The sequence below is a fragment of the Lentzea sp. NEAU-D7 genome (assembly GCF_026242055.1).
GTDB lineage: Bacteria > Actinomycetota > Actinomycetes > Mycobacteriales > Pseudonocardiaceae > Lentzea.
The window spans coordinates 21,097-47,706 of sequence record NZ_JAPJDL010000005.1 but is presented as its reverse complement, the minus strand read 5'-3'; the positions used below and the strand labels follow the sequence as shown (position 1 = coordinate 47,706).

At 69.7% G+C, this 26,610-nt stretch carries 32 protein-coding genes; 18 read left to right on the top strand and 14 right to left on the bottom strand.

Annotation, left to right across the window (positions count from 1 at the left end):
* The first annotated feature begins 25 nt into the window (after positions 1–25).
* Positions 26–418 carry a GNAT family N-acetyltransferase gene (locus tag ORI60_RS12695; protein ID WP_266037371.1) on the top strand — a complete coding sequence of 131 codons (393 nt, stop codon included), beginning with the start codon at positions 26–28 and terminating at the stop codon, positions 416–418.
* Here ORI60_RS12695 and ORI60_RS12690 read toward each other — a convergent pair.
* Positions 415–723 carry a hypothetical protein gene (locus tag ORI60_RS12690; protein ID WP_051770467.1) on the bottom strand — a complete coding sequence of 103 codons (309 nt, stop codon included), beginning with the start codon at positions 721–723 and terminating at the stop codon, positions 415–417. The genes ORI60_RS12695 and ORI60_RS12690 overlap by 4 nt on opposite strands.
* A 15-nt stretch (positions 724–738) precedes the next feature.
* On the bottom strand, positions 739–1,311 hold the full coding sequence (locus ORI60_RS12685; RefSeq protein ID WP_266037370.1) for a PadR family transcriptional regulator: 573 nt from the start codon (positions 1,309–1,311) through the stop codon (positions 739–741).
* A 58-nt stretch (positions 1,312–1,369) separates the two neighbouring features.
* Between ORI60_RS12685 and ORI60_RS12680 the strand changes: the two genes are divergently transcribed.
* A complete protein-coding gene (locus ORI60_RS12680) occupies positions 1,370–1,765 on the top strand; it encodes a nuclear transport factor 2 family protein (RefSeq protein WP_266037369.1) in 396 nt (131 codons plus the stop codon).
* Positions 1,766–1,805: 40 nt separating this feature from the next.
* Here the strand turns inward: ORI60_RS12680 and ORI60_RS12675 are convergent, their stop codons facing one another.
* Entirely contained in the window at positions 1,806–2,528 is a 723-nt protein-coding gene (locus ORI60_RS12675; protein WP_266037368.1) for a class I SAM-dependent DNA methyltransferase, read from the bottom strand.
* 17 nt (positions 2,529–2,545) lie between these two features.
* Positions 2,546–3,034 carry a nucleotidyltransferase domain-containing protein gene (locus ORI60_RS12670; protein ID WP_266037367.1) on the bottom strand — a complete coding sequence of 163 codons (489 nt, stop codon included), beginning with the start codon at positions 3,032–3,034 and terminating at the stop codon, positions 2,546–2,548.
* A gap of 179 nt (positions 3,035–3,213) precedes the next feature.
* Here ORI60_RS12670 and ORI60_RS12665 point away from each other — a divergent pair, with 179 nt between their 5' ends.
* The 5 genes from ORI60_RS12665 to ORI60_RS12645 all read left to right on the top strand — a co-directional run bounded on the left by ORI60_RS12665 (position 3,214) and on the right by ORI60_RS12645 (position 7,316).
* On the top strand, positions 3,214–4,083 hold the full coding sequence (locus tag ORI60_RS12665) for an SGNH/GDSL hydrolase family protein (RefSeq protein WP_266037366.1): 870 nt from the start codon (positions 3,214–3,216) through the stop codon (positions 4,081–4,083).
* Positions 4,084–4,177: 94 nt separating this feature from the next.
* Positions 4,178–5,086, top strand: coding sequence for a helix-turn-helix transcriptional regulator (locus tag ORI60_RS12660; protein ID WP_266037365.1), 909 nt, complete (start codon positions 4,178–4,180; stop codon positions 5,084–5,086).
* A gap of 73 nt (positions 5,087–5,159) precedes the next feature.
* A complete protein-coding gene (locus ORI60_RS12655; protein ID WP_266037363.1) occupies positions 5,160–5,528 on the top strand; it encodes an STAS domain-containing protein in 369 nt (122 codons plus the stop codon).
* An 11-nt stretch (positions 5,529–5,539) separates the two neighbouring features.
* Positions 5,540–6,805, top strand: a complete 1,266-nt coding sequence (locus ORI60_RS12650; protein WP_266037362.1) for a tannase/feruloyl esterase family alpha/beta hydrolase — start codon at positions 5,540–5,542, stop codon at positions 6,803–6,805.
* 13 nt (positions 6,806–6,818) lie between these two features.
* On the top strand, positions 6,819–7,316 hold the full coding sequence (locus tag ORI60_RS12645; RefSeq protein ID WP_416234396.1) for an O-acetyl-ADP-ribose deacetylase: 498 nt from the start codon (positions 6,819–6,821) through the stop codon (positions 7,314–7,316).
* A 70-nt stretch (positions 7,317–7,386) separates the two neighbouring features.
* On the opposite strand, the gene ORI60_RS12640 is transcribed toward ORI60_RS12645, so the two are convergent.
* Entirely contained in the window at positions 7,387–8,376 is a 990-nt protein-coding gene (locus tag ORI60_RS12640) for a LacI family DNA-binding transcriptional regulator (RefSeq protein ID WP_266037361.1), read from the bottom strand.
* Positions 8,377–8,499: 123 nt separating this feature from the next.
* Between ORI60_RS12640 and ORI60_RS12635 the strand changes: the two genes are divergently transcribed.
* The 8 genes from ORI60_RS12635 to ORI60_RS12600 all read left to right on the top strand — a co-directional run bounded on the left by ORI60_RS12635 (position 8,500) and on the right by ORI60_RS12600 (position 17,494).
* Entirely contained in the window at positions 8,500–9,540 is a 1,041-nt protein-coding gene (locus ORI60_RS12635) for an ABC transporter substrate-binding protein (protein ID WP_266037360.1), read from the top strand.
* Positions 9,530–11,044, top strand: coding sequence for a sugar ABC transporter ATP-binding protein (locus ORI60_RS12630; RefSeq protein ID WP_266037359.1), 1,515 nt, complete (start codon positions 9,530–9,532; stop codon positions 11,042–11,044). The genes ORI60_RS12635 and ORI60_RS12630 overlap by 11 nt, the downstream gene beginning before the upstream one ends.
* Positions 11,001–11,972 carry an ABC transporter permease gene (locus ORI60_RS12625; protein ID WP_266037358.1) on the top strand — a complete coding sequence of 324 codons (972 nt, stop codon included), beginning with the start codon at positions 11,001–11,003 and terminating at the stop codon, positions 11,970–11,972. The genes ORI60_RS12630 and ORI60_RS12625 overlap by 44 nt, the downstream gene beginning before the upstream one ends.
* The gene (locus tag ORI60_RS12620; protein ID WP_266037357.1) at positions 11,969–12,940 is read left to right on the top strand and encodes an ABC transporter permease; all 972 of its coding nucleotides are present in this window, start codon (positions 11,969–11,971) and stop codon (positions 12,938–12,940) included. The genes ORI60_RS12625 and ORI60_RS12620 overlap by 4 nt, the downstream gene beginning before the upstream one ends.
* A 7-nt stretch (positions 12,941–12,947) precedes the next feature.
* A complete protein-coding gene (locus tag ORI60_RS12615; protein WP_266037356.1) occupies positions 12,948–15,662 on the top strand; it encodes an AbfB domain-containing protein in 2,715 nt (904 codons plus the stop codon).
* A gap of 186 nt (positions 15,663–15,848) precedes the next feature.
* Positions 15,849–16,493, top strand: a complete 645-nt coding sequence (locus tag ORI60_RS12610; RefSeq protein ID WP_266037355.1) for a DedA family protein — start codon at positions 15,849–15,851, stop codon at positions 16,491–16,493.
* Between the two features lie 94 nt (positions 16,494–16,587).
* On the top strand, positions 16,588–17,016 hold the full coding sequence (locus tag ORI60_RS12605) for an LIC_13387 family protein (protein ID WP_266037353.1): 429 nt from the start codon (positions 16,588–16,590) through the stop codon (positions 17,014–17,016).
* Between the two features lie 70 nt (positions 17,017–17,086).
* Positions 17,087–17,494 carry a peptidase inhibitor family I36 protein gene (locus ORI60_RS12600; RefSeq protein ID WP_266037351.1) on the top strand — a complete coding sequence of 136 codons (408 nt, stop codon included), beginning with the start codon at positions 17,087–17,089 and terminating at the stop codon, positions 17,492–17,494.
* Positions 17,495–17,570: 76 nt separating this feature from the next.
* On the opposite strand, the gene ORI60_RS12595 is transcribed toward ORI60_RS12600, so the two are convergent.
* The gene (locus tag ORI60_RS12595; protein ID WP_266037350.1) at positions 17,571–19,307 is read right to left on the bottom strand and encodes an AfsR/SARP family transcriptional regulator; all 1,737 of its coding nucleotides are present in this window, start codon (positions 19,305–19,307) and stop codon (positions 17,571–17,573) included.
* Between the two features lie 228 nt (positions 19,308–19,535).
* A complete protein-coding gene (locus ORI60_RS12590) occupies positions 19,536–20,567 on the bottom strand; it encodes an NAD(P)/FAD-dependent oxidoreductase (RefSeq protein WP_266037349.1) in 1,032 nt (343 codons plus the stop codon).
* Positions 20,568–20,738: 171 nt separating this feature from the next.
* Between ORI60_RS12590 and ORI60_RS12585 the strand changes: the two genes are divergently transcribed.
* Positions 20,739–21,506, top strand: coding sequence for a Tat pathway signal sequence domain protein (locus tag ORI60_RS12585; protein ID WP_266037348.1), 768 nt, complete (start codon positions 20,739–20,741; stop codon positions 21,504–21,506).
* A 41-nt stretch (positions 21,507–21,547) separates the two neighbouring features.
* Entirely contained in the window at positions 21,548–21,913 is a 366-nt protein-coding gene (locus tag ORI60_RS12580) for a hypothetical protein (protein ID WP_266037347.1), read from the top strand.
* 140 nt (positions 21,914–22,053) lie between these two features.
* On the opposite strand, the gene ORI60_RS12575 is transcribed toward ORI60_RS12580, so the two are convergent.
* Entirely contained in the window at positions 22,054–22,443 is a 390-nt protein-coding gene (locus tag ORI60_RS12575) for a RidA family protein (protein ID WP_266037346.1), read from the bottom strand.
* Between the two features lie 86 nt (positions 22,444–22,529).
* On the opposite strand from ORI60_RS12575, the gene ORI60_RS12570 reads away from it, so the two are divergent.
* Positions 22,530–22,913 carry a winged helix-turn-helix transcriptional regulator gene (locus tag ORI60_RS12570; protein ID WP_266037345.1) on the top strand — a complete coding sequence of 128 codons (384 nt, stop codon included), beginning with the start codon at positions 22,530–22,532 and terminating at the stop codon, positions 22,911–22,913.
* Between the two features lie 34 nt (positions 22,914–22,947).
* On the opposite strand, the gene ORI60_RS12565 is transcribed toward ORI60_RS12570, so the two are convergent.
* The 6 genes from ORI60_RS12565 to ORI60_RS12540 form a co-directional block, all read right to left on the bottom strand.
* Positions 22,948–23,112, bottom strand: a complete 165-nt coding sequence (locus ORI60_RS12565) for a hypothetical protein (RefSeq protein ID WP_266037344.1) — start codon at positions 23,110–23,112, stop codon at positions 22,948–22,950.
* Between the two features lie 208 nt (positions 23,113–23,320).
* Positions 23,321–23,734, bottom strand: a complete 414-nt coding sequence (locus tag ORI60_RS12560) for a MarR family winged helix-turn-helix transcriptional regulator (protein ID WP_266037342.1) — start codon at positions 23,732–23,734, stop codon at positions 23,321–23,323.
* A 70-nt stretch (positions 23,735–23,804) separates the two neighbouring features.
* Positions 23,805–24,140, bottom strand: a complete 336-nt coding sequence (locus ORI60_RS12555) for a VOC family protein (protein ID WP_266037340.1) — start codon at positions 24,138–24,140, stop codon at positions 23,805–23,807.
* A gap of 66 nt (positions 24,141–24,206) precedes the next feature.
* Positions 24,207–24,998, bottom strand: coding sequence for a hypothetical protein (locus ORI60_RS12550; RefSeq protein WP_266037338.1), 792 nt, complete (start codon positions 24,996–24,998; stop codon positions 24,207–24,209).
* Positions 24,998–26,191, bottom strand: a complete 1,194-nt coding sequence (locus tag ORI60_RS12545; protein WP_266037336.1) for an RNA polymerase sigma factor — start codon at positions 26,189–26,191, stop codon at positions 24,998–25,000. The genes ORI60_RS12550 and ORI60_RS12545 overlap by 1 nt, the downstream gene beginning before the upstream one ends.
* Complete coding sequence (locus ORI60_RS12540; protein WP_266037334.1) at positions 26,188–26,559, bottom strand: YciI family protein; 372 nt, start codon at positions 26,557–26,559, stop codon at positions 26,188–26,190. The genes ORI60_RS12545 and ORI60_RS12540 overlap by 4 nt, the downstream gene beginning before the upstream one ends.
* Between the last annotated feature and the right edge of the window lie 51 nt (positions 26,560–26,610).

Genomic DNA, 26,610 nt, shown 5'->3' with positions numbered 1-26,610 from the left:
TGTGCGGAAACGGTTCAATGCGACCGTGATCACTTACCGCACGGATCTCGACGACCTGACCGAGACCGATCTCGCCGGCTTCTTCGTGGGCTGGCCCACGCCGCCGTCACCCGCCCAGCACCTCGCCGTGCTGCGCGGGAGCTATCGCGTGGTGATCGCGCGTTCCCAGGACGACGTTGTCGGCTTCGTGAACATGATCAGCGACGGCGTGCTGACCGCGTTCGTCCCGTGGCTGGAGGTGCGGCCGGAGTTCCAGGGCCAGGGCATCGGCACGGAGCTGATGCGGCGCGTCATCGCCGAAGCCGCGCATCTGTACTCGGTGGATCTCACGTGCGACGACGAGTTGCGGCCGTACTACGAACGCCTGGGCATGGTCGCGTTGACGGGAATGGGGCTGCGCAACCGCACTGTGCTCTAGATGCCTTCGAGGTCCAGGGTCTGCTGGTGCGGGCCCCCGGTGAACGAGCTGGTGAGCAGCCCGGCGGAACGGCAGCGCCCGCACGTGACCGGTGACGTGGTCGCCTTGAAGCGGGTGAAGTCCCAGCTGCCGGTGCCGACGTGGCAGCCGGGGCCCGGCACCTCCAGCCCTAGCCAGCCCTGCAACCGCACGGCGTGCACGACGTCGGACCCGTCGAGGTAGCCGTTGAGCCGCCCCGCGAACCGGTTGCGCGCCTCTGCCGCGGGTGCGCTGAGTGCCTCCTGCAAGAGCGAAATGCCGTTCATGAACCCGATTCAACCTCACCCCGGCGCGTCGAGGCGGGCACCACGCCGCTCCAGCACGGTGAGGCTCCTGGCACACCACCGCACGTTGTCCCGCTCGAACGACAGGCCGCGCAACAACGTCAGGTACGGCCCGACCCGTTCGGCGGTGGCCAGGAAGTCCTCCTCGGAACGGCCGTCGAGCAACTTGGCCCGGAGTCGTTCGTAGCGCGCGACCTTCGCCTCGGCCCACTGCTTGCGTTCGCGGATCGAGGCCAGGACCCCCTCGACGTCACCGCGATCCGCCGCCAGCACGGCCACCAGCAGCTCGTCGCGGATCGCGGTGGGCTTGTGCGGCCCTGACGTGAACCCCGTCAGCTCCTCGCGGCCGCGTTCGGTGAGCGAGAACAGGCGCTTGTTCGGCCGGCGTTCCTGCTCGACCGTCCTCGCGCTGATCAGCCCGTCCGCCTCCATGCGGTCCAGCTCCCGGTAGAGCTGTTGCGGCGTGCAGATCCAGAAGTTCGCCACCGACGCGTCGAACGCCTTGGCCAGGTCGTAGCCGGACGACTCCCCGTCGAGCAGTGCGGCCATCACGGCGTTGCGCAGCGACATAGCAGCAGGTTACGGTGCATCGACCTAGTCAACAAGTTGAGTATGTGAGGGTGTCGCTGTGAACGCATTCCGCAAGGCGGTCGAAGCACGGGACACCGACGCGATGGCGGCGTGCCTCGCCGACAACGTCGTGTTCACCAGCCCTGTCGCGTTCACGCCGTACCCCGGCAAGCCGATCACCGCGGCGATCCTGCGCGGCGTGATGCGGGTGTTCGAGAACTTCCGCTACGAGCGCGAGATCGTCGACGGCCCGAACCACGCGCTGGTGTTCCGGACCGAGGTGGGCGGCAAGGAGATCCAGGGCTGCGACTTCCTGCACCTCGACGAGAACGGGCTGATCGACGAGTTCACCGTCATGGTGCGCCCGCTGTCCGGCGCCCAGGCCCTGTCCGAGGCGATGGCCGCCCAGTTCGAGCAGATCAAGGCCGAGGCGCTGGAAGCGTTCAACTCCTAGGGCGTGGCCGGGATTCCGGCACCGGTGCTAGGGGGTGAAGTCACGCGGCTCTCTCGTACACGCTCACGTGCCGCTTGCTGTCCGCGACGAACGGCTCGCCGTTCCAGCCGCCGTGCCGCTCGCGCAGCCGCAGCCCCGCGATCCGCGCCATGAGGTCGAACTCGGACGGGTAGGACAGCCGTTGCCGGATCGCGCCGAACCGGATGCCGTCCGCGCCGATGTGCACGTGGTTCTCGTCGAGCAGCTGGGTGACCGGGTCGTAGCGGTTGACGTCCAGCTCGACGTGGTCGACCTCGACGGCCTCCACGTCGATGAACTGGTGGCGTTGCCGCGCCGCCCAGCTCGGCACGCCGCACTCGATCACGAACACGCCGTCCGGGGTGAGGTGGCGCGCGGCGTTCTCGAAGCACCGCACCTGGTCGTCCTGGGTGAGCAGGTTCGTGATCGTGTTGTAGACCAGGTACACCAACGGATACGTGCGGCCGGTGCCGGCCGCGGACATGTCGCCCATGACCACGTCGATCTCGTCGCCGCCGGGTTTGGCCCGCATGCGCGCGACCATGGCGGGGGAGAGCTCGACACCGTCCACCTCGACGCCGGATTCCTTGAGGGGCAAAGCGATGCGGCCCGTGCCGATCGCGAACTCCAGGGCGCTCGTGCCGAACGCCGCCAGGAAGCGGACCGTCTCGGCCTCGTCGCCGCGGGGTGAGTTGTCGTAGTTCTCGGCAGTTTCGGGACTGAAGCTCGGGTTGAATCCCTTCACCGACCCCACGCTAGTCCTCACCGCCACCGAGTTTTCGCCACCGGAAGTGAGCGCAGCAAGGCCAGGTCGTGCAGGTCCTCCTCCCGCGGTTCGTAACCCTGGTGGAAGAACAGCTGCTGCTCGGCCGACAGGCACCGCACCTCCGTGCCGAGGATCGCGCCGGTGACGAAGCACTCCGCCGGGTAGCGGAACGGCTCGCCGGGCGTCAACGATGACTGCTCGGCACTGCCGTCCTCCGCGAACCGCAACGGGTGCAGGTCGATCTCGCGGCCACCGGGATCGGTGAGCACGAACCGCACCGGCCGCCACGACAGGGTTTCCGCGAACCCGCGCGCGGCGAGCGCGGCGACGACCCGGGGTTCCTGCTCCTCGCGGTGCATGAGGTCGAGGTCGGCGTGTGGCCGGGTCTGCTCGCCGGCCAGCGCGTCGACGCCCCAGCCACCGCCCACCCAGACGTCGAAGTCCCGCAACGCCGCCAAGATCTCAAGCACGTCCTCGCCGGTCACGCACCACATCGTGCAACCGGGGCGGAAGAGCCGCCACCGCATTTGTGCCGGTGCTGCTCAAGGAGATCGCGGACGTCCTGGCCGCGATCGGCTGAAGACGAAGCGCATCTCGTTTGGCGGCGCACGACGTGGCGGTTCGGGCAGTATGGCGGTGCAATCGCATCGACATCGGGGGTCCTGTGAAAAGAACGATCGTCGTACTCACAGCTGTTCTGGCCGCGCTGGGAATCGCTCCCGCGGCCGGCGCGACCCGCTCCACCTCGCTCGTGGTGCTCGGTGACTCCTACGCCTCCGGCACCGGCGCGGGGTCCTACCAGGACGGAACCGCCGGCAACTGCTGGCGCAGCAACAACTCCTACGGTGAGCAGGTGGCCGCCGGTCTGCGGGCGGCCGGCAGGCTCGGCTCGTTCACCAACGTGAGCTGCAGCGGTGCCGCCACCGCCGACCTCTCCCGTCCGTTCAAGGACCGTCCGGCCCAGCTGGACGCCCTGCGGCGCGGCACCGACCTGGTGCTGCTCACCGTCGGCACCAACGACGTCGACTACGCGACGTACGGCGGCATCTGCGTCCAGGCGGACTGCACGGGCGCCCCGACCGAGGCGATCCTGGCCAGGCTGCCGCAGATGGGCGGCAACGTCACCGCCCTGCTCACCGAGATCCGCAAGCGCAGCCCGTACGCGCGAGTGGTCGTCGTGGGCTACGGCCGCCAGGTGTCCGCTTCGGACAACCCGCCCGGCGTCGCGCTCGACCCGATCTGCGGCGAGGGCGTCCTGACCACCGCGGAACGCAGCCAGGGCAACCAGGTGGCCGACGGCATCGACGCCACGCTCCGCTCGGCCGTGGCCGAGGCGAGGTACCAGGGCGTCAACGCCACGTACGCCAGCCCGTTCTCCCGTCCCGGCACGTTCGAGGGTCACGCGCTGTGCGAGTCGGGCACCCCGTTCCTGCGGGGGTTCGACGCGCTGGCACCGGGTCAGGAGGGGCCGGAGGCCGTGTTCCACCCGAACCAGCAGGGGCAGGCCGCGCTGGCCTCGCTCGTCCGGGTCTAGCCAGGTGACGGTTGCTTCCGCCCTCCCACCGGGTGAGCGGAAGCAACCGTCTTGGCGATGGACACCGGCTGGGCGGACGAGGATCGTGCAGCACGTGGAACAGGTCGTCGAAATGGCGGACTTGGACGCGGTGCACGAGGTGTTGAACGCGGCTTACGGCCAGATGCGTCTCAACACCGGTGTGAAGCACTCCCACATGTGGATGTCGTCGCGAATACACGAGCACATCCGGTTCGACGAGATGCACGGGCGCGTCGCGCTGGAGGTCAGCGTCGACCCGATGAACAACTTCGTCTTCGGGCACCTGGGCGCCGGGATGGTCTACTACCGTTCGGGCGGCGAGGACCGCTTCTGGACGCCTGGCGACGTGTTCCTGTGCGCGCCGCCCGAAAGCCCTTTCATCGGCGCGATCTTCAACCCGCGCCTGTCGACGGTCACGCTGTCCCAGTCGGTGATCGACGAAGTGGCCGAGGGTGTTCGGTTCGCCGGGTTCCGGCCGGTCTCGTCCCGGTTCGCGGCGGTGTGGTGGTCCACCTGCGTGAACCTGCGTGACGAGGTGCTGCCGCACTTCGGCGACAACCCGCTGGTGGCGGCGAACGCGACCCGGCTGATGGTGGCCACCACCCTCGCCACGTTCCCGAACACCACGCACGCCCCGCCGACGTACTTCGACCGGCGTGACGCGCATCCGAGAAGCCTGCGCCGTGCGATCGCGTTCATCGAGGACCACGCCGAAGTGGCCATCTCCGCCGCGGACATAGCGCGTGCGGCGCGCGTGTCCATCCGGGCGTTGCAGCTCGCTTTCCGGCGCCACCTGGCCACCACACCGATGGCGTACCTCCGGGGTGTGCGTCTTTCGTGCGCCCACGAGGACCTGAGGGCGGGCAGGGGTTCCGTCACCGAGATCGCGGCCCGTTGGGGTTACGCCCGTCCGAGTGTCTTCGCCGCGCACTACCGCGCCGCGTACGACGTCTCGCCGTCGAAGACCCTGCGGTCAGGTTGAGGCGCTTCGCTTTCCGGTCGCGGACTTCGTTTCCACTGCTATCGTCCGTGCTCGGGGTGCGGTCAAGTGGTTCATGACCGCCTGCGAGACCAGCCCGTTCACCGTGCGGACGGAACGTTCCGGCACCCGCTTCGTGGCCACTTGCCAAGGCGAGATGGACATGACCAACTGCGACCTGTTCTTCGCCGCCGTGCTGCCCGGCATCACCGACACCGTCACCGACCGCGTCTCGGTCGACCTGGCCGGGGTGACGTTCCTGGCCGGAAGCGGCCTGCGCACGTTGCTGCTCCTGCTCTGCGCGGCCCACCACAACGGCAAGTCGTTCACCGTGCACCACACCCAGCCCCAGGTCCGCCGGGTGCTCGACCTGTTCGGCTTCACCACCTTCAAGGCGGGCCTTGTGTGGGAGGCAACCATGTCGCCGGGGGACCGCCACAACTAGCTTGACCAGCTATGTTGCTCCCGCTGGTACTGGTGCTCGCGCTGACCCCGCCGACCTCCGCGATGACGGTCCCCGGCGCGGAACACCAGCGACTCGCCCGCCTCACCGACCTCACCACGACCGGCCTCGTCGCCACCGGCCACACCGACCCGGCCGACTGGGCGGGCCTCACGAGCGCCGCCCTGCCCGTCCCCTCCGCCGTCCCGGGCATCCAGATCGACGGCCACTTCCCGGACACCTCGCGCACCAACACCAACCACGACGGGCACGACTCCCAGTTCGTGGTCAGACTTCCCGACCGCTGGAACGGCGGCCTCGTCGTCACCGGCGCACCGGGCGTCCGCGAGCAGTACGCCAACGACCGCGCGATCTCCGACTGGGTCCTCTCCCGCGGCTACGCCTTCGCCTCCACCGACAAGGGCAACACCGGGGCCGGGTTCTACCGCGACGGCCGCGCGGTGGAGGAGTGGAACGAGCGCTTCACCCAGCTCACCATCGCGGCGAAGTCCGTTGTCTCCCAACGCTACGGCCGCACCCCGCGCCGGACCATCGCCACCGGCATCTCCAACGGCGGCTACCTGGTCCGCTGGCAGCTGGAGAACCGCCCGCACCTCTACGACGGCGGCGTCGACTGGGAGGGGACACTGTGGACGGTTAAGGGTCCGAACCCCCTGACGTTCCTGCCGCCCGTCCTCCGCGCCTACCCGGCCTACCTGGCAGGCGAACCGGGCGCGCACGAGGCGATGGTCGCGGCCGGTTTTCCGGCCGGCACGGAATTCCTGTGGGACTACCACCACCGCTACTACTGGGACCTGACGCAACGCATCTACCGCGAGGAGTTCGATCCGGGTTTCGACGGCGACCTCGAGGCCGGAGTGCCGTTCTGCGCTCCCGGCACGCCTTCTTGCGACGCCGACTACTCGTACGCGGCACGGCGGCGCGTTGCCGGGCCCGCGGTGTCCAAGGTCGCGTTGACCGGGAAGGTGAAGCGGCCCCTGCTGACCGTGCACGGGACCTACGACGTGCTGCTGCCGATCAGCCAGGATTCAGACGTGTACGCGGGTATGACGCCTGATCGGTTGCACCGGTACTACCGGGTGGAGCAGGGGACGCACGTGGACGGGCTCGTGGACGCCTATCCGGATCGGTTGCGGCCCCTTGCGCCTTGCCACCGTGCGGCGTTCGTCGCCTTGGAGGGGTGGCTGGACGGGGTGCAGCCGCCTCGTTCGGCCACGTTGCCGCGGCCGGACGACGTGGCGACCTGTCCGTTGTCGTGATCCAATCGGGAACGTGGCCACCATCGAGTACGTCCTCGGCGACATCACGGAACAGGAAGTCGACGTGATCGTCAACGCCGCCAACTCCTCCCTCCTGGGCGGGGGAGGAGTGGACGGCGCGATCCACCGCAAGGGCGGCCCCGAGATCCTCGCCGCCTGCCGCGCGCTGCGTGCCGGCCACTACGGCGGCGGACTCAAGACGGGCCAGGCCGTGGCCACGACGGCGGGCCGGCTGCGTGCGCGGTGGGTCGTGCACACCGTCGGCCCGGTCTGGTCGGCCACCGAGGACCGCTCGCAGCTCCTGGCCGACTGCCACCACAACGCCCTGCGCGTGGCGGCCGGACTCCAGGCACGCACCATCGCGTTCCCGGCGATCTCCACCGGCATCTACCGCTGGCCGGTCGAGGACGCGGCCCGGATCGCCCGCGCCGCCGTCGAGGACGCCCCGGTCGAGCTGGTCAGGTTCGTCCTGTTCGACCAGCGCACCTACGACGCTTTCGCGCGCCCGTAGTCCGCGATCTCCACGGCCCACGGGAACTCGTAGGCCGTGAAAACGAGGTGCTCGTGGCCGGACGTCACCGTCATCGCGCCACGGTGCTTTCCCTCACCTGCAAGGAGAACGGCGTCTCGACGTTCTCGAGGGCGTCGCCGGACTCGACGCGGCGGTGCAGCAGGTCGACGGCGGCCTGGGCGATGGCCGCCTTGTCGGGGGCGACGGACGTGAGGGACGGCGAGCTGTAGACGCTTTCCTCGTTGTTGTCGAAGCCGACGACGGCGAGGTCCTGGGGGACGCGCACGAAACGTTCGCCCGCCGCCCGCATGGCGCCGATGGCCAGGAGGTCGTTGAAGCAGAACACGGCGTCCGGCGGGGTGCGCAGGTCCAGCAACGACCTCATCGCGGCGGCGCCGTCCGCGCGGTGGTAGTTCAGCGCGGGTACGACGAGTTCGTCCACCAGCGGTAGCGAGGCTTCGGCCAGGGCGCGGCGGTAGCCCTCCAGGCGCAGCGCGGCGGTGCCGCGGTGGGGGTGGGCGCCGATCGCGGCGATGCGCTGGTGGCCCAGCGAGACCAGGTGGCGGACGGCGGCCTGGGCCGCGGCCACGTTGTCGATGCCCACGCGGGAGATCGGGACGTCGACGGCGTGCTCGCCGAGCAGGACGGCGGGGACGGGCAGCTGGAAGTCGTCGACCTGCAGGGCTTCCGGGCTGAGGATCGCGGCGTCGACCAGGTGCGGGCCCAGGGAGGCCAGCGCGGACCTTTCGCCGGCCAGGGTGCCGAACGTCTGCTCGATGAGCACGTTCCACTCGTGGTCCTGGGCGGCGGCGATGACGAGGCCGGCGAGCTCGGCGAAGTACGGGATCGAGAGCTCGGGCAGGACCAGGGCGATGAAACCGGTGCGGCCGCGGCGCAGGTTGCGGGCGCCGAGGTTCGGGCGGTAGCCGGTCGCCTCCAGCGCCTCCTCGACGCGGCGGCGGTTGTCCGGTTTCACGAACGAGTAGCCGTTGACCACGTTCGACACGGTCTTCACCGAGACGCCCGCCAGCCGGGCGACGTCCTTGAGCGTGGCCAACACAGCCTCCAGAAGAAGTACCGGGAAAAGTACCGGGAAGTTCTCAGTCTTTACAACGTTGGAACAACGATGCAAATCTAGCGCCTGAGAGCGCGTCCACGCACAGTCCCGGTGTAGGAGCCAAAGATGTCTCGCATCCTGCTCATCGCAGCCGCCGCCTTGCTCGTGACGGGTTGTACCGCCAGAGAGGGCCAACAGGGCCCCACGACCGGCGGGCCCGCCGCGAGTGCCGCGCAGAACCAGAGCGCGGGCCCCGGCTGCGCGCGGTCCACGACCGGATACCCGCAGGTCGACGTCAAGGGCGCGGTGGTGGGCTTCTCCCAGTCGGAGAAGGAGGCCAACCCGTTCCGCACCGCGGAGACCCAGTCGATCAGGGACGAGGCCGCGAAGCGGGGGGCCGAGCTGCTCTACACCAACGCGCAGAGCGACCTGAACAAGCAGATCAGCGACATCAAGTCGCTGATCGACCGCGGGGCGAAGCTGCTGATCGTGGCGCCGCTCAACTCCGACGGCCTGCAGCCCGCGTTCGACGCGGCGAAGGCCAAGCAGGTCCCGGTCATCACGATCGACCGCAAGGTGACGTCGAAGCCCTGCACCGACTACCTCACGTTCATCGGTTCGGACTTCGTCGAACAGGGCAAGCGCGCCGCCCAGCAGATGATCAAGGCGACCGGCGGCACCGGCAAGGTCGCGATCCTGCTCGGCGCCTCGGGCAACAACGTCACGGTCGACCGCACGAAGGGCTTCAAGGACGGCATCGCCGGCACCCCGGGCCTCACCGTCGTCGCCGAGCAGACCGGCGAGTTCGACAGGTCCAAGGGTCAGGCCGTGATGGAGCAGCTGATCCAGAGCAACCCGGACATCACCGCGGTCTACGCCGAGAACGACGAGATGGGCATCGGCGCCGTCACCGCTCTCAAGGCCGCCGGCAAGCAGCCGGGCAAGGACGTCAAGATCGTCTCCGTCGACGGCACGCGCAACGCCGTGCAGCTCATCGCGGACGGCAGCTACACCGCCGTGGTCGAGTCCAACCCGCGCTTCGGCCCGCTCGCGTTCGACACGCTGGAGAAGTTCGGCAAGGGCGAGGAGATCCCGCAGAACATCGTGATCTCCGACGACGAGTACGACTCGGCGAACGCGGCGCAGAAGCTCGGCAATGCCTACTGATCCGGTGATCGAGGTCGCCGGCGTGACGAAGACGTTCGCCGGCGTCCGGGCACTCGGCGACGTGGACTTCACGCTCCAGCGGGGCGAGATCCACGCGTTGGTGGGGGAGAACGGCGCCGGCAAGTCGACGCTGATCAAGGTGCTGACCGGCATCCACACGCCGGACGCCGGTTCCGTCACCCGCAACGGGCACATCTCCACGATCTACCAGGAGGTGAACCTCGTTCCGCTGATGAGCGTGTCCGCCAACCTGTTCCTCGGCCGCGAGCCGCGCACCCGGTTCGGCCTGATCGACCGCGCCCGCCGCGACGCCGAGGCGGCGGAACTGCTGCGGGGCTACGGCATCACGGCCGACGTGAGCAGTCCACTCGGGACGCTCGCGGTCGGCGAGCAGCAAATGGTCGCGCTCGCCAGGGCGGTCGCGGCGGACGCGGACGTCGTGATCATGGACGAGCCCACGTCGTCGCTGGAACCGCGCGAGGTCGAGACGTTGCTCGGCGTCGTGCGGAAACTGCACGAGGCGGGCATCGCGATCATCTACGTCAGCCACCGCATGGACGAGCTGTACCGGATCTGCGACACCGTCACGGTCCTGCGGGACGGGGTGAACGTCCACAGCGGTCCCCTCGGGGACCTCCCGCGCATCGAACTGGTCTCGCTGATGCTCGGCAGGTCGGTCAAGGAGATCGAGAAGCACGGCACCACGGCGTTCGGCGAGGGCCACCAGGCCGACACGCGGCCGGTGCTGGAGGCGGTCGACCTCGTGAGCAGGCCGCGCGTCGGCGGCGTCAGCGTGTCGGTCCGGCCCGGTGAGGTCGTCGGCCTCGCCGGTCTGCTCGGATCGGGCCGCACCGAGACCGCGAAGGCGATCATCGGCGCGCTCCCGCTCGACAGCGGCACGGTGCTCGTCGCCGGCAAGGCGGTGCCGCACACCGTGAAGGCGTCGATGAAGGCGGGCATCAGCATGCTCGCCGAGGACCGCAAGACCGAGGGCATCATCCCGAACCTGTCCGTGCGCGAGAACATCGTGCTGGCCGCGCTGCCGCGGCTCGGCAGGTTCGGCGTGACCAGCAGGTCCCGGCAGGACCGGATCGTGGACACGTTCATCGAACGCCTGCGCATCAAGGTGTCCAGCCCCGAGCAGAAGGTCGCGGAGCTCTCCGGCGGCAACCAGCAGAAGGTGTTGCTGGCCAGGTGGCTGTGCACGGAACCCAAGATCCTGCTCCTCGACGAACCGACGCGCGGCATCGACGTCGGCGCCAAGGCCGAGGTGCAGGAGCTGATCGACGAACTCGCGCGGGAAGGCCTGGCGGTGCTGCTGATCAGCTCCGAACTGGACGAACTGCTCGACGGCGCGGACCGGCTCGTCGTGCTGCGCGACGGCGCGGTCGCGGGCGAGCTCGAAGGCGACCGGCTCACCCGTGAGCACGTGCTCGCGGCCATCGCGGCGGAGGTGACGGATGACTCAGGCGACCACGCGGGCAGCCACCAGGACAGCCGCTAGCACCGCGGCCGCGCGGACGCGCTGGTTGCAGGACAACGGTGTCTACGTCGCCGTCGGTGTTCTGCTGCTGTTCAACGCCCTGTTCACGGCCAACTTCCTGACGCTGGGCAACTTCACGACCCAGCTCGTGCAGGCCGCGCCCGTGCTGATCGTCGCGCTCGGCATGGCACTGGTGATCGGCACCGAGGGCGTCGACCTGAGCGTCGGCGCGGTGATGGCGCTGGCCGCCGCGATCATCCCGCTCTACCTCGGCGCCGGTCCGCTCATGGCCATCACGATGGCGCTCGCCGTCGGCGTGCTGGCGGGGGCGTTCAACGGTTTCCTCGTCGCCAAGGTCGGCATCCAGCCGATCGTCGCCACGCTCGCGCTGCTGGTGGGCGGACGCGGCCTCGCGCTGGTCATCGCGGACGGGCAACTCGTCCAGCTGCACGACGAGACCTTCCTGGAGCTCGGCACCGGCGACGTGCTCGGCATCCCGATCAGCGTGCTGGTCGCGGGTGTGCTGGCGCTCGTCGTCGCGGGCGTCACGAACCGCACGACGTTCGGGCGCCAGCTCGTCGCGATCGGCGGCAACCGCAAGGCGGCCACGCTCGCGGGACTGCCGGTCGACCGGGTGCTGATCGGCGTCTACGCCATCACCGGGGTGCTCGCGGCGATCGCCGGCGTGCTGGCCACGTCCCGGCTCGCCGCCAGCGACCCGGCGGACATGGGCCTGCTCATGGAACTGTCCGCGATCACGGCGGTGGTCGTCGGCGGCACCCCGCTCACCGGCGGCAAGGTCCGCGTGCTCGGCACGGTGTTCGGCGTGATCCTCATGCAGCTCGTCCGGGCCACGCTGATCAAGCACAACCTGCCGGACTCGATCGCGCAGATGATCCAGGCCGCGATCATCATCGCGGCCGTGTACGTGGCACGGGAGCGCAAATGACCACCACCACGACCCCTCCCGCCGTGCCGAGGGCGGCCGCGAGGACCAAGGTCCTGCAACGCCAGGGCGCGGCCGTCGCGCTCGTGCTGGTGGTCGCGGTGTCCTGGCTGGTCTTCCCGCGCTTCGGCAGCCCGGACAACCTGCGCGACCTCGCCCTGCAGGGCTCGTTCCTCGCCGTGATCGCGATCGGCATGACGTTCGTGATCATCACAGGCGGCATCGACCTGTCCGTCGGCTCGCTCTACGCCCTCGGCGGCGTGCTCGCGGCCTGGGGCTCGCAATACGGGTTCCTGGTGGCGCTGGCACTGCCGCTCGTGGTGTGCGGGGTGATCGGCCTGATCAACGGCCTGCTGATCGCCCGCACGAACATGGCACCGTTCATCGTCACGCTGGCGTCGCTGCTGTTCGCCCGAGGTCTTCTGCTGGCGATCACCGACGAGGGCGCCAACACCTACCAGATCCCGGCGGACAGCGCGTTCGTCGAACTGGGCCGCGGCACGGTCTTCGGCTTCGGCTACCCGATCTTCATCGCGGCCGTGCTCGCGGTCCTGGGCGGCGTGGTCCTGAACCGCACCGGCTTCGGCCAGAACGTGTTCGCCACGGGCGGCGCCGAACAGTCGGCGGTCCTGCTGGGTGTGCCGGTCGCGAAGACGAAGGTCCTCGTCTACACGATGAGCGGCACGCTGGCGGGTCTCGCGGGCGCCCTGACCGCCGCCTACCTGCAGTCGGGCGTCACGGTCATCGGCGTGGGCCTCGAACTGGACGCCATCGCGGTCGTCGTCATCGGCGGAACCCTGCTGACCGGTGGCATGGGCACGATCCTCGGCACCGTGATCGGCGTCGGCCTGATCAAGGTCATCCAGAACGTCATCAACCAGATCGGCACGCTCGACAGCAACTACCAGTCGGTGGTCAGCGGCGTCTTCCTGCTCATCGTCGTCGTCCTGCAACGAATACTGCGAAGATAGGAGAGCCATGACCAGACGCGTCCTGGGCGTGTTGGTCTCGATCCTGATCACAGCGACCTTCCTGGCGCCACCGGCGCACGCGGTGGAGTGGGTGCCGAAAGTCCCTCCGCTCTCGACACCCTGGACCTCCCAGGTGTCGCCGGCGAACGCCCTGCCCGAGTACCCGCGACCGCAGCTGGTGCGCACCGAGTGGCAGAACCTCAACGGTGTCTGGGAGTTCGCCGGGGCACCGAACCTCACCAGTCCGCCCATCGGCCGCCCGCTGGCCGAAGGCGTCCTCGTGCCGTACCCGATCGAGTCCGCTCTGTCGGGGATCAAGCGGCACGAGGACAACATGTTCTACCGCCGCACCTTCACCGTTCCGTCCACGTGGAACGGACGCCAGATCAAGCTCAACTTCGGCGCGGTGACCTGGGAGACGCGGGTCTGGGTCAACGGCAGGCAGGTGGGCACGCACACCGGCGGCTTCGACGCGTTCTCGTTCGACATCACCTCGGCGCTCACGGCCGGGACGAACGAGATCGTCGTCGGCGTCACCTCGACGGTCGACGGCAGCCGCTACCCGATCGGCAAGCAACGCCGCACCCCGAGCGGGATCTTCTACACCGCGGCGTCCGGAATCTGGCAGACGGTCTGGCTGGAACCGGTGCGGCAGGCCCACATCACGCGTCTCGACACCACCCCGAACGTCGGGGCCGGCGCGCTCGACCTGGTCGTGCAGGGCACCGCGGGCCAGACCGTCACGGCCGAGGTGCTCAGCGGCGGGCAGGTGGTCGGCCGGCAGACCGGCACGACCGGCAGCGCGCTGCGGGTGCCGGTGCCGAACGCCCGGCTGTGGTCGCCCGACGACCCGTTCCTCTACGACCTGCGCGTGACGCTGTCCGGCGGGGACGCCGTGACGGGCTACTTCGGCATGCGCTCGCTCGGCAAGGCGATGGTCGGCGGCGTCATGCGGCCGTTGCTGAACGGGAAGTTCGTCTTCCAGAGCGGCACCCTGGACCAGGGCTACTGGCCGGACGGCATCTACACCGCGCCGACCGACGAGGCGTTGCGCTTCGAACTCGAACGCCAGAAGGCGCTGGGGTTCAACATGGTCCGCAAGCACATCAAGGTCGAACCCGCGCGCTGGTTCTACCACGCCGACAGGCTCGGCCTGATGGTCTGGCAGGACATGCCGTCGGTCGACTCGATCGACGAGGCGCCGAACTCGCACGCGAACTACGAGTCCGAGCTGCGCCGGATGATCGACCAGCTCAAGGGCATCACGTCGATCGTGCAGTGGGTGCCGTTCAACGAGGGCTGGGGCGAGTACGACGCCGGACGGATCGTGAACCTGATCCGCTCGATCGACAACACCCGGCTGATCAACCACAACTCGGGCTCCAACTGCTGCGTCTCGGATCCCGACCCCGGCAACGGCGACGTGATCGACGACCACCACTACCAGATCTCCGCCGACACCCGGCAGCCCGACGCGAACCGGGTCGCGATGCTCGGCGAGTTCGGCGGCCTGGGCCGCAGGGTCACCGGCCACGAGTACCAGCCGGGCGCCGGATTCGCCTACGGCGCCCTGTACCCGGACGAGCAGTCGCTGACCAAGCGCTACGAGGAGGTCATCAAGCAGGTCCAGCGGCTGATCCACACGCGGGGACTGTCCGCGATGGTCTACACCGAGCCGTACGACGTGGAGAACGAGGTCAACGGCTTCTACACCTACGACCGGCGCGTGCTGAAGATGACCGAGTCGCGGGTGCGCGACGTCAACCAGAGGGTGCTCGCGGTCGCGCGCGGCACCGCGGTCAGCCCGGACGACGTGGTGTCCTTGCGCGTCACCACGACCGGCTACACCAACCGCTACCTGCGCCACCAGGGCTCCCTGGCCCGCACCGACGTGATCAGCACGGACCTGGGCAGGCTGGACGCCACGTTCCACGTGCGTCCCGGACTCGCCGACGCGGCCTGCCTCTCGTTCGAGTCGCGGAACTTCCCGGGCCAGTTCCTCAGGCACAGCAACGGACGCATCCGCACGGACGTGAACAACGGCACGATCGCGGCCGACGCGACGTTCTGCGCACGTGAGGGTGCGGGCGGCACCGCGCTGGAGTCGTACAACGTGCGCGGTTCCTTCGTGCGGCACTACAACGAGGGCGTCTACCTGGCGCGCTCGGGTGGCCCGAACCCCTGGGACACCGCCAACTCCTTCGCCGCGGACTCCACGTGGGCGGTCGGGACCGGGTTGTGGCGCAGCGGTGCGGACCTGCCGCTGGACCAGGCCCGCTCGTTCCGCGTGACCACGCCGGGCTTCACGGACCGCTACCTGCGGCACCGGGACTCGCTGGCGCGCACGGACGTCGTGACCGGTGCGAGCGACGGCCTGACCAAGGCGGACGCGACGTTCGTCGTCCGGCGCGGGCTCGCCGACCCGACCTGCTACTCGCTCGAGTCCCGCAACCTCCCGAACCAGTTCCTGCGGCACGCCGACTTCCGCGTGCGGCTCGGTACCAACGACAACACCGACCTGTTCCGCCGCGACGCCACCTTCTGCGCGCAGCAGGGCAGTGGCGGCGTGCGGCTGGAGTCGGTCAACGAGCTCGGCACCAGCATCCGGCACTACCAGGAGGAGGTCTGGGTCGCCTCGAACGGCGGCGCACACGTGTACGACAATCCCGCCTCGTACAACCAGGACGTGAGCTGGGCCGTGAGCTCACCTTGGACACCGTAGGAGAGAACGTGCCGCGGCCGGGGGATCGCCCCGGCCGCAGGCGCTGACCAAGGGAGATCGTCCACCCGTGGGGGTTCTCCCCTACGTCTAAGGTCTACCGACAGGTCAGACCCTGGGCCGATGTGCGACCAGAGCCCGATCTTGTGAACTGTCCCGGACGTTCTGACGTTCCGCTGGGGAGAGTTCATGTCGTTCCTGACCGATGCCCTCGAAGGGCTCGCCGGTCTGCCGCAGCCCGCCGTCCTGGCGGTCACGGGTGCTTTGACGCTGGCGGAGTGCACGCTCGGCGTCGGCTTCCTGGCGCCGGGCGAGAGCGCCCTGCTGCTGGCCTCGACGACGGTGACGACCGTGCCCCGGTTCCTGGTCATGTGGCTCGTGGTCACGGTGTGCGCGATCGCCGGTGACAGCATCGGCTACTACCTCGGCCGCCGCTACGGCGATCGTCTGCGCGACAGCAGGATCGTCCGCAAGGTGGGACAGCAGCACTGGGACAAGGCGGGCGAGCTGTTGCGGCGCCGCGGCGCGTGGGCGGTGTTCGCCGCCCGGTTCATGCCCGTCGTGCGGACCCTGGTCCCGGCGTCGGCGGGTGCGTCGAAACTCGAGTACCGGCGGTTCCTGCCCGCCTCGATCGCGGGCGCGGTCTGCTGGTCGGCGCTGCACATCGGCATCGGCGCGACTGCCGGGGCCTCGGCGAAGTACGTCGAGTCCGTCTTCAACGGAGCGATGTCGGTCCTGCTGGGTGTCGTGGCGGTGATCTGCCTGGTCGTGTGGTTGCGCCGCCGCAGGCAGGCCGCCGCGGTGAAGGCGGTCGAGCTGGAGGAAGTCAGCTGAGGGGAAAGCGTTGTCCCGTCAGCGAAAGTTGACACGCCTGCCCGGTGCGCGAAACGTACGTTGGCGTATGTTTCGCGTGGAGGGGGTAGGTGCAATGCCGCGTACGTTTCGGATCGGCTCGTGGGCGTGGATCGCGACCGGGGTGGGCCATCTGGCGATCATGGGGGCCATGGCGCTCGGCGACGGGGGTCCGGCCGGCGAGCGGGCTGCGGCGGCCAAGGAGGTCGAGTTCGCGCTGGGCGGGATCAACCGCACGCTCCACGAGGTCGACCTGGGGATCAACTTCGTGATGTCGATCGCCCTCGTCTTCGGCGGGCTGGCCTGCCTGGTCGCGGTGAAGGCGGGGCCGGTGCCGCGAGCGCTCGCCGGGCTCGGGTTCGCCACGTCACTGGCGCTGCTCGCGGTGGCGGTGCTGTTGCTGCCGTCGCCGCCGATCGTGCTGTTCGCTTTGGCCGCACTGGCTTTCGGGCACGCGTTCGTCACCTCTGGACGAACGGGAGTCGCGACGGTTAGTCGCGGTTAGCGCTCGCACAGCGGGATTCCCCAGTCTTGGCGTCGAGGTGAGACCACCTCGCAGAGAAGGGGGAGTTCTCTTGATCCGCAAAACGATGACGGTTCTGGCGGGCGCCGCGTTCGCCGCGTCGCTGGTGGCCCTGCCGGCGAGCGCCGCCGCGCCTGCCTCGCCCATGGGGGAGCAGGCCGAGGTCGGCGCCGCCGCGTGGAGCGCCTGTCCGGCGGCACGGATGTGCATCTGGACCGGGCTCGACGGCAACGGTGGCATCGGCATCTTCCAGCTGGGCGATGGCGACCTCGGCGACTCGTCCGGTCCGCGTGGCCTCAACAACGCCACGGAGAGCGGCTGGAACCGCACCGGTCAGACGTGGTGCTTCTACGACGGGACCAGCTACAGCTCGTTGCTGGGCACGATGGCTCCCGGCGAGCGGTACAACTGGCACCCCACCAAGCGCAACAAGGTCACCTCGTTGCGCGTGTGTCCCTGACACGGCGGGTGAACGGCGACGCTGATCGCTGACAGCGGGGCCGCTGCTCGCGGCGGCCCCGCCTTCCGCTGGTCGCTCACCAGGCGTCCAACGCACGGGTGACGACCTCGTCCCGTTCTGGTTCTGGTTGTTCGGCGGCGAAACACCGCAACAGGTCGTGCATGCCGTAGTGAGTGGTGGCGTTGCGTCCGACCACGTCCACCAGGTGCCAGCTGACGAGATCTTCCAGCACCCGCTCCGCGTGGTCGCGCCTGGTGCCCAGAAGCGCGGCGGCCACCTGGGCGGGTACCGAGGTCGCGGGCAGCAGGCCGATGCGGCGGAACAACGTCTGGTGCTCAGGCGGCAGTTGGTCGTAGTACACGGCGAAGCACGCCCGCACGTCCAGGTCACCTGCTTCGAGCCAGTCGAGCCGGGTGCGGTCGTCGGCCAGCCGCTCGGCCAGGTCGTCGCTGGTCCAATGTGGATGTATCAGGAGAAGGGCGCCGGCGATCCGCAAGGCCAGTGGCAGACCGCCGCAGCGTGCGACCAACGCGTCTCCCGGCGGCACACCGGCGATCCTGGTGATCAGCTCGACCGAGTCGCCGGCGTCGAGGAGCCCGAGCCGGACCAGCCTGGCGCCTTCCAGTTCACCGAGCGCGCGCCTGCTCGTCACCAGGACCGCGCAGCCGGGTTCGACCGGTACGAACGGGCGGACCTGGCTCGCGTCGGCGGCGTTGTCGACGACCAGCAGGACCCTGCGGTCGGTCACCAGGTCGCGCAGCAGGGCGGAGCACTCCTCTCCTCCGCCGGGCACGAGGTCCGCCGGTACGCCGAGCGCGCGCAGGAACTGCTGCAGCACAGGAGTCGTGTCCTCGCCCTGCAGCGTCGCGAAGAGCTGGCCATCGGGGAACCGTGCGCGCACGCGGTGAGCGAGCTGCACCGCGAACGACGTCTTGCCGAGTCCCGGCGCACCGGTGACCGCCACGAGTGGTGGCCAGGCGCGCTCCGGCGCGGTGAGGAGGATCGCCAGTTCGGTGAGCAGATCGGCGTGGCTCACGAAGTCCGGCAGCGCCGGCGGTAGCTGCTTCGGCCGTTGTGTCCTGCGCTGCACCGGGAACGACGGCCGCACGTCCCGCTCTCCACGCAGGATCCTGGCGTGCAACGCGTGCAGCTGCGCCGACGGCTCGACACCCAGCTCGTCGATCATCGCGCGGCGGAACGCGTGGAACACTTCCAGTGACTCGGGAACGCGACCGCCGCGGGCCAGCGCGGTCATCAGCTGAGCACGCAACCGTTCGCGCAGAGGGTGTTCCGCCACCAGCGCGGTCAGCTCGCCGATCAGGTCGGCGCTGCTGCCGAGCTGGATGTCGGCGGCGACGCGTTCCTCCAGCACGGTCATGCGCAGCTCGGCGAGCTGTTCGGCGACCGGTTCGGCCAGCTCCAGGTCAGCGGGTCCGTCCCAGCGGCGGAGCGCCTCCCGCAGTCTCGTCACGCCGAGCGCCACGTCGCCGTTCGCGATGAGCTCCCGCGCCCTGGCCAGGTCCTCGCGCACCAGCTCGACGTCGAGCTCCGCGGCATCGGCGCGCAGGACGTAGCCGGTGGCCGCGGTCTCGATCCGTTCCCTGCCGAGCAACCGTCTCAGCCGCGAGATGATGCCCTGCAGCTGCACCTTCGCCGACGAGGGCGGCGCGTCGCGCCACAGCTCGTCGAACATCCGGCCGACCGGCACGATCTCGTTCGCGCGCCACACCAGCAGCGCGAGCACCGTCCGCGTCTGCGGTGTGCCGATCGCGATCTCGACGCCCTCTCGTTCCACCCGGAACGAACCCAGCAACCTGAAGCACCACATACCCCCAGTACCTCCCCCGTCGCTCAGGGTGGCACAGCGGGTGGACTCGCCGCGCGCTGTTCGGCCGATCACCGGTTCGTCGGATGTGGCGCACTCGTGTGGAATCGGTGAGCCGGTGGCGAATCCGGTCTCGAGCCGGCTGATCGCGACGTCGGTGCTCCGGGTTCTTCGGACGCACCGCCGCCGGTCAGCGCCGAAGATCGGGCGCGATCACTAGTTGAACAGGATCTTCTTGGCCACGGCCTTTCCGGGCGGTGTGCGCAGCGCGGCGAACGCGAGCTCGGCGACGTTCGCGCTCCGGACGAGCGACAGCCCGCGCCGCAGCTGCGACCGCAGCAGGTACCGGCGCCGCATCGCCGCGGCGTCGTAGTGCTCCAGCACGTACCTGTTGCCGCTGCGCAGGTAGTCGAACGTGACCGAGGCCGCGAGCTCGGACATCCGCATGCACGGGTCGAGCCCGCCCGCCGTGAGCGGCGAGACCGCGCCCGCCGCGTCGCCCACCAGCAGGCCCTGCGGCGACACGATCCGGCGCAGCAGCCCGCCGACCGGGATGGGCCCGCCCCTGCGCTTCACCGGGCCGGTGGGCTCCGGCGTGGGGAAGCTGTCGCGGAACCGTTGCAGCAGGCGGGGGAGGGGCGCGGTGAACCGGTCGGCGCGTCCCGCCAGGCCGACGTGCGCGTGCTCGCCGTCGTCGATGACCCAGGCGATGTAACCGGGTGCGAGCCGCGGGTCGACCACGCAGTGGAACGTCGGCGTCGAGCCGGTGGCGACCGGGTAGACCTCCTCGATGCCGGTGATCAGCCGCCGGTTGACGTCGAGACCGAGGGCCTTCGCGACGGTGGACCGGGCGCCGTCGGCGCCGATCGTGAAGCGGGCCTTGGTGGACTTCGCCGGATAGCTGGAGTTCAGGCTGACGCGGGCGCCCGCCCGTTCGGCGTCCCTGACCGCCGCGGTGTAGATCCCCTCCATGTCGCCGACGCGGAACTCGTCGCGCGCGCTCACGAGCTCCACCGGATTTTCGCCGGACGGCGGGTAGAGCAGCACGCGCCGGACCGCCGGGCCCAGGTGCGGGAGGTCGTAGTCGTCGAGGGTGCGCCGGACGAAGATCCCGGTCGTGCGGATGCCGGTCTCCAGACTGGTCCTGCGTTCACAAACGGCCACGTCGAGGCCTGCTTCGGCGAGCAGGCGCGCGGTGTTGAGGCCGGCCAGTCCGGCGCCGACGACGAGCACGTCCACGGTGTCCATGCCGCCGACGCTAGAGCCGATCACCGGCCCACTTCCCGTTTCCCGGCAACACCTTCACCGGACCTGCACGGTTTCTCCACAAATGCGAGCCCTTGACACGTCGCGGACCTGTCGCAGATCGTGTGCCTACCGCTGCCTCGAATCGCCGCCCTGGTTCGAGGAGGAACACCGATGGAGTCGTTCAACCGCCGCACCGCGATGCTCGCCATCGCGGCCACGCCACTGGCCGTAGGTTCGGCGTCCGCTGATGTGGGTGCTATGGCGTTCGTGCAGAAGTGGGCCCCGGACCCCGGCTCGGCGGGCCTCGGCGCGTTCGCCGGCATCGAGGACGACCGCTCGAACTCGCATCCCTCGGCCACGCACATCTTCGCCGAGAGCAACCAGTACCGGTTCGTGATGCACAAGTCCGATCGGGACGGTGCCGACCGGCAGCGCAACGAGGTGCGCGGGATCCGGACCGGCAGCACCCGGCACGACATGAAGAAGGGCGAGACCTGGCGCTACACCTACCAGATGTACCTCCCCGCGTCGTTGAAGGGCACCACCAGCTTCTCGCACATCTTCCAGGTCAAGCACACCGGCGTGGACTCGCCCGTGGTCACCATGTCGCTGTTCCGCTCGGGGTCGCTGGAGACCGTCGAGATGCGACTGTTCGGCGCGGGCCAGGCGAAGCTCGGCAGCACGCCGCTGGCGCCGCTGCGCACCAGGTGGATCGACGTCGAGATCGAGATCAAGGTCGCCGACTCCGGCAGCCTGCGCTTCTCGTTGAAGGACGGCGGCACGACCGTGGTCTCCGCGTCGCGCTCCGGCTTCGACACGTGGCTGGGCGGTGACCAGGCGCATCCGAAGTGGGGCATCTACCGCAGCGTCAACGACTCCGCGCAACTGCAGGACACCTACCTGTTGCTGCGCAACATGAAGGCGTACCGGAACGAATAGAGGTGTTCCCAGGAGGCCGTCCAGAGGTGAGAATTGCTCGCGTGGGGGACTTACACGGACGAACCGTCGAGAGCAGGGCCGGTGTGGCCGCCTTCCTGGCGGGCGTGTGGCTGATCGCCGCGCCACCGGTCCTGCACTTCGGCGCGTCGCTGCACGCCTTCCGCCCGTACTGGGTGTCGATGGGCCTCGCCGTCGTGATCATGCTGCTCGGCATGGTGCGCGCGATGGCACCGCTGGACGTGCCGCTCATCCAGCCGGTGACCATCGCGCTGGCGGTGGGGCTCATCGTCGTCGCGTTGATGCGAGCGGACGGTGGCGCTGAGGCCGTCTGGCTCAACCAGCTCGTGGTGGGCGCTCTCGTGGCGCTGTCGGCCGCGCTGGCGTTGTTGACCAGTCTGCGCAGATGAGGGGCGGGCCGGACCGCTGCCTGATCTGCTCGGGTCGGCGGCCGGTCGCGCTCGGCTTCCACCTGCCCGACCGGCACAGTCCGGCCGGGCACGCCACCGTCACCATCGGGGTGGCCGACGGGCTCGCGGAGTTCGGTGACTCAGTCGATCACGGCCGTGGCCTCGATCTCGACCAGGTGCTCCGGCACGTCCAGCGCGGCCACGCCGATCAGCGTGGCGGGCGGCCGGGCGGTCTCGCCGACCCGCTTCATGGCGTTCTCGATGCCCTCGAGGAGCGCCGGCATCTTGTCCGGCGTCCAGTCCACGACGTACATCCGCACCCTGGCCAGGTCCTGGAACGACGCCCCGGCGGCCTTCAGCGCGGTGTGCACGTTCACGTAGGCCTGCTCGGTCTGGGTGGCGAGGTCGGGCGCGGCGTCCCAGGCCACCTGCCCGGCCAGGTAGATCGTCTTGGATCCGCTCGCGACAGCCACGTGGTGGTAGACGTCGAGCTGCGGCAGCTCGTCGGAGTTGATGAGCGTGACGGTCATTTCGGTTCTCCTGTTTGGCTCTCTTGCGGTTACTCACTCACCGTAGGAGAGTGAAAGCCGACCTGGAAGAACGCACTTTTTCGAGAGTGAGGCACCCCGAGGTGAGCAAGCAGCTCAGCGGCGATCTGGCCCGCGCGGACTCGCTGGCGCGCGAGATCTTCTCCGACATCGCCAACAAGTGGGCGCTGCTGATCGTCGAGACCATCGGTGACGGCACGAAGCGCTTCACCGAGCTGAAGAACGAGGTCGACGGCATCAGCCACAAGATGCTGACCCAGAACCTGCGGCTGCTCGAACGCAACGGCCTCGTGTCGCGCGTCGTGCACCCGACCGTGCCGCCGCGCGTCGACTACACGCTCACCGAGCCGGGGCAGGGGCTGCGGGCGACCGTGGACGCGATGTGCGCGTGGACCACGCGGTATCTGAGCGAGATCGAGGAGGCGCGCAGTCGCTTCGGTCACTCGACCTGATGGTCGGTTTCGAGCGGCCCCTTCCGGTCTCGCGTCAGCGGCGACGCAGGGACCGCCTCACCACGTAGACCCCCAGCAGGCATCCGCCGAGGAACAGCAGGATCGGCACGACCAACGGCAGTTCGAGCAGCAGGGTGGCCACCGTGGCGCAGGCCGCCAGGGACATGCCCACGATGCCGTTGCGACTCCTGGGATCCATCTCGCTCCTCGTGGTCGGTCAAACGAGCTCGCTGATCGTTTTCCCGCTGAAGACGCCGCCGACACCACCGATCGACTCGGCCGGCAGCCCGGTACCTACCGGTTCTCGTTGGGGTAGAACAGCAATCTGCCCGGCGCAGGGCGTCGTCTTCGTCTGATGGCAGCGACGTCGAACCGACGAGCACACACCGCGAGGACGTCGTGATCGGCTAGCAGCCGCGCGCGATCTCCTCGAACACGTTCTTGAACTCGGCGAACCGCTCCTGGCCGACGCGGTCGGCGAGCCGGGCCTCGATGTCGGAGACGATCCTCCTGGCCTGGGCCATCTGGTCGCGGCCCGCTTCGGTGGGCACGACCAGCTTCGCCCTGCGGTCCGCGGGATCGGGCTGACGGGTGACGTAGCCGAGGCGTTCGAGCTCGTCGATCAGCGTGCCGATGACCTGCTTGTGCTGACCGGAGCGTTCGGACAGCTCGCTCGCGCGCGTGCCCGAGGTGGCGATGTAGGCCATGACGGCGCCGTGCCGCGGGCGCAGGTGCTCGTGGCCCGCCTCGGCAAGGCGGGTGAAGAGCTCCTTCTGGAACCCCGAGAACAGGTGTGCGGACAGGACGCCGACGTCGGGCATGGGCACGATGGTAGCCCGGCGGCGGCCGAGTCCGAAGAGGACGGACGGACTCGGCGCGCTGCCCGTCGGGTCAGGCCTGGGGCTCGTACAGGCTGAACGGCGTGCCCTGGTCGTCCGTGCAGTGGGCGATGCGGCCGACCTCCGGCACGGTCTGCACGTCGTCGCTCTTGCCGCCGAGCTCGGCGACCTTGCGCACGGACGCGTCGATGTCCGTGGTGTGGAAGTAGATCCGCGGCTGGGTGAGCTGGGCGTCCCGCACGGCGATCGCGCCGGCCGCGCCGTTCGTGACCACGTGGTAGTCCTCGCCCATCAGGCTGGTTTCCCAGCCGAACACGCCCGCGTAGAACGCCCGTGCCCGCGCGGTGTCCTCGGCGGGCAGTTCGAACCAGTTGACCTGTCCGGACATCTCGATCGCTCCTTCGGTTGCCGTGACTGACGAACGAAGGACGAGCGAGCGCGCCGGAACTCGACATCAGTCGCCGAGATTTCTCCGGCCCTGGTCGTGGTGGTCCAGAGCGGCGCCGACGGCGGCCGCGACGGTCACCTCGAAGATCTCGTCCTCGGTGTGGTCCTGCCGCAGGCGCTCGAGGTCGTCGTCGGTGAGGCGGTGGGAGGCCGAGCGAACCGTTGCCGCGTAAGCACCCCACGCGTCACCGGCCGCTGCCGCCCGCCGCAGCGCCGGTGCCGTGCGGGCCGGAGCCTCCAGCACGGCCCGGCGGAGCTCGGCGGGGGAGCCGGTGCCGGGCCCGGTGAGGAACCGCGGGAACCGGTAGCCGAACCTGTGCAGCGAACGGGTGCCCGACTCCAGCTGGCCCGGCAGCAACGCGAACCCGAACGCGTTCGCGAGCCGGTTCACCACCTGCCAGACGAGGCTGACCTCCAGCGCGTGCACCAGCGCCTCGTGAGGCACGCCGCGCGGAGGCGCCAGGGTCTCCAGGAACTCCAGTGCCGCAACGAGTTCCGGGCGCAGCGGCGTGGGATCACCGGCGATCTTGACCAGTTCGGTGTGCGTGACGGCGCAGTACGGGCAGCGCAGTCGTTCGGCGGTGCGCCGCGCCATGTACTCGCGTTCGCCCGCCGTCCAGAACGACGGTCCGCGCATCGCCGCGGCGCTCAGGTCGAGGAACACCGCGCCGAAGAAGTCCGGGCGGTACAACAGGGTCTTCGGCACGTCGGACATCGGGACGCGCGACACCAGGGCGGTCAGCCCGAAGAACATCCGGGCCGGTAGCCGGTGACCGCGGTCGAGCACGCTGAGCCGCATCAGGAGACCTCCAGGGAACGCAGGCGTCCGGCGAGGAACCGGCGGTCGGCCGGGGTCGTCGCCAGGTCGTGGGCCAGCCGGTACGCCTCAACGGCTTCGGACCGCCTACCGAGGCGGCGCAACAGGTCGGCGCGGGTGGAGTGCAGCAGGTGGTAGGAGTCGAGCCCGGTGATGCGGTCGATCAGCTCGAGCCCCGCCGGCGGGCCTTCGGTCATCGCGACGGCGACGGCGTGGTTGAGCTCGACCACCGGAGTCGGTGCCACCGCGAGGAGTTCGGCGTACAGGGCGGCCACGCGGGCCCAGTCGACCGGATCCTGCACGTGCAGGGCGGCGATCACGGCGTGCAGCACGTACGGGCCGGGCGAGCCGAAGCGCAGCGCACGGTCCAGCAGCGCCATGCCCTCCGAGATCTCGTCGGCGTTCCAGAGCGTCCGGTCCTGGTCCTCGAACAGCACGAGGTCGCCGTCGGCGGTGAGCCGCGCGGCGCTGCGCGAGTCGTGCAGCAGCATCAACGCCACCAGGCCGTGCGCCTCCGGTTCGTCGGGCATCAGCGCGGCCACGAGCCTGCCCAGCCGCAACGCCTCCTGCCGCAGCGAGGCGTCGGCCGTCGTGTACCCCCGTGTGAAGATCAGGTAGAGCACTCCGAGGACGCCCTGCAGCCGTTCGGGCAGCAGGTGGTCGGCGGGCACCTCGAAGGTGATCCCGGCGTCGCGGATCTTGCGCTTGGCCCTGACCAGCCGCTGGGCCAGCGCGGGTTCGGCGACGAGGAACGTCCGCGCGATCTGCGCCGCCGTGAACCCCGCCACCGCCTGGAGCGTGAGCGCCAGCCGTGCGTCCTCGGCGAGTGCGGGGTGGCAGCAGGTGAAGATCAGGCTCAGGCGCTCGTCGCCGAGGTCGACGAGCTGCTTCTCCGTCATCGTGATCGGCGCGGGCGGCGCGGGCAGCTTCGTGCGGGCCATCTGGGCGTGCCGCAGCCGGTCGAGCGCGTGGTTGCGGGCGACGGTGAGCAGCCAGGCGAACGGGTCGTCCGGCACCTGGGAACGCGGCCACTTCCGCAACGCCTGCGAGCACGCCTCCTGCAGCGCGTCCTCGGCCAGCTCGAAGTCGCCCAGCGCCCGCACCAGCGCCGCGAGCATCCGGGTCCGGTGCTCGCGGTAGACCCGCTCGACCGCCGCCGACGCGAGGTCGCTCATGCCACCCCGTGGTTCAGGCCGGGGATGTGGTCGACGGGGCGCACCTCGATCGTCGAGCCGAAGTGCGCCTGCGGGACCATCGCGGCCAGTTCCAGCGCCTCGTCGAGGTCGCGGCAGTCGAGCAGGTAGTAGCCGCCGAGGTGCTCGTGGGTCTCGGCGAACGGCCCGTCGGTCAGCAGCGCCTTGCCGTCGCGCACCCGCAGCGTGGTCGCGGTGGTGACGGGTTTCAGCGGGTCACCGGCCACGAACGCGCCCCGCCGCCGGCACTCGTCGGCGAACGCGTTCACCCGCGTGAGGATCTCCTCGAACCGCGGGTCACCGGGGCGCGGGCGGTCTTCGCAGTTGTAGATCAAGAACATGTAGTGCATGCCTGTCCTCCAGTCGTCAGTCCGAGGACGAACGAGACCTCTGGAACTCGA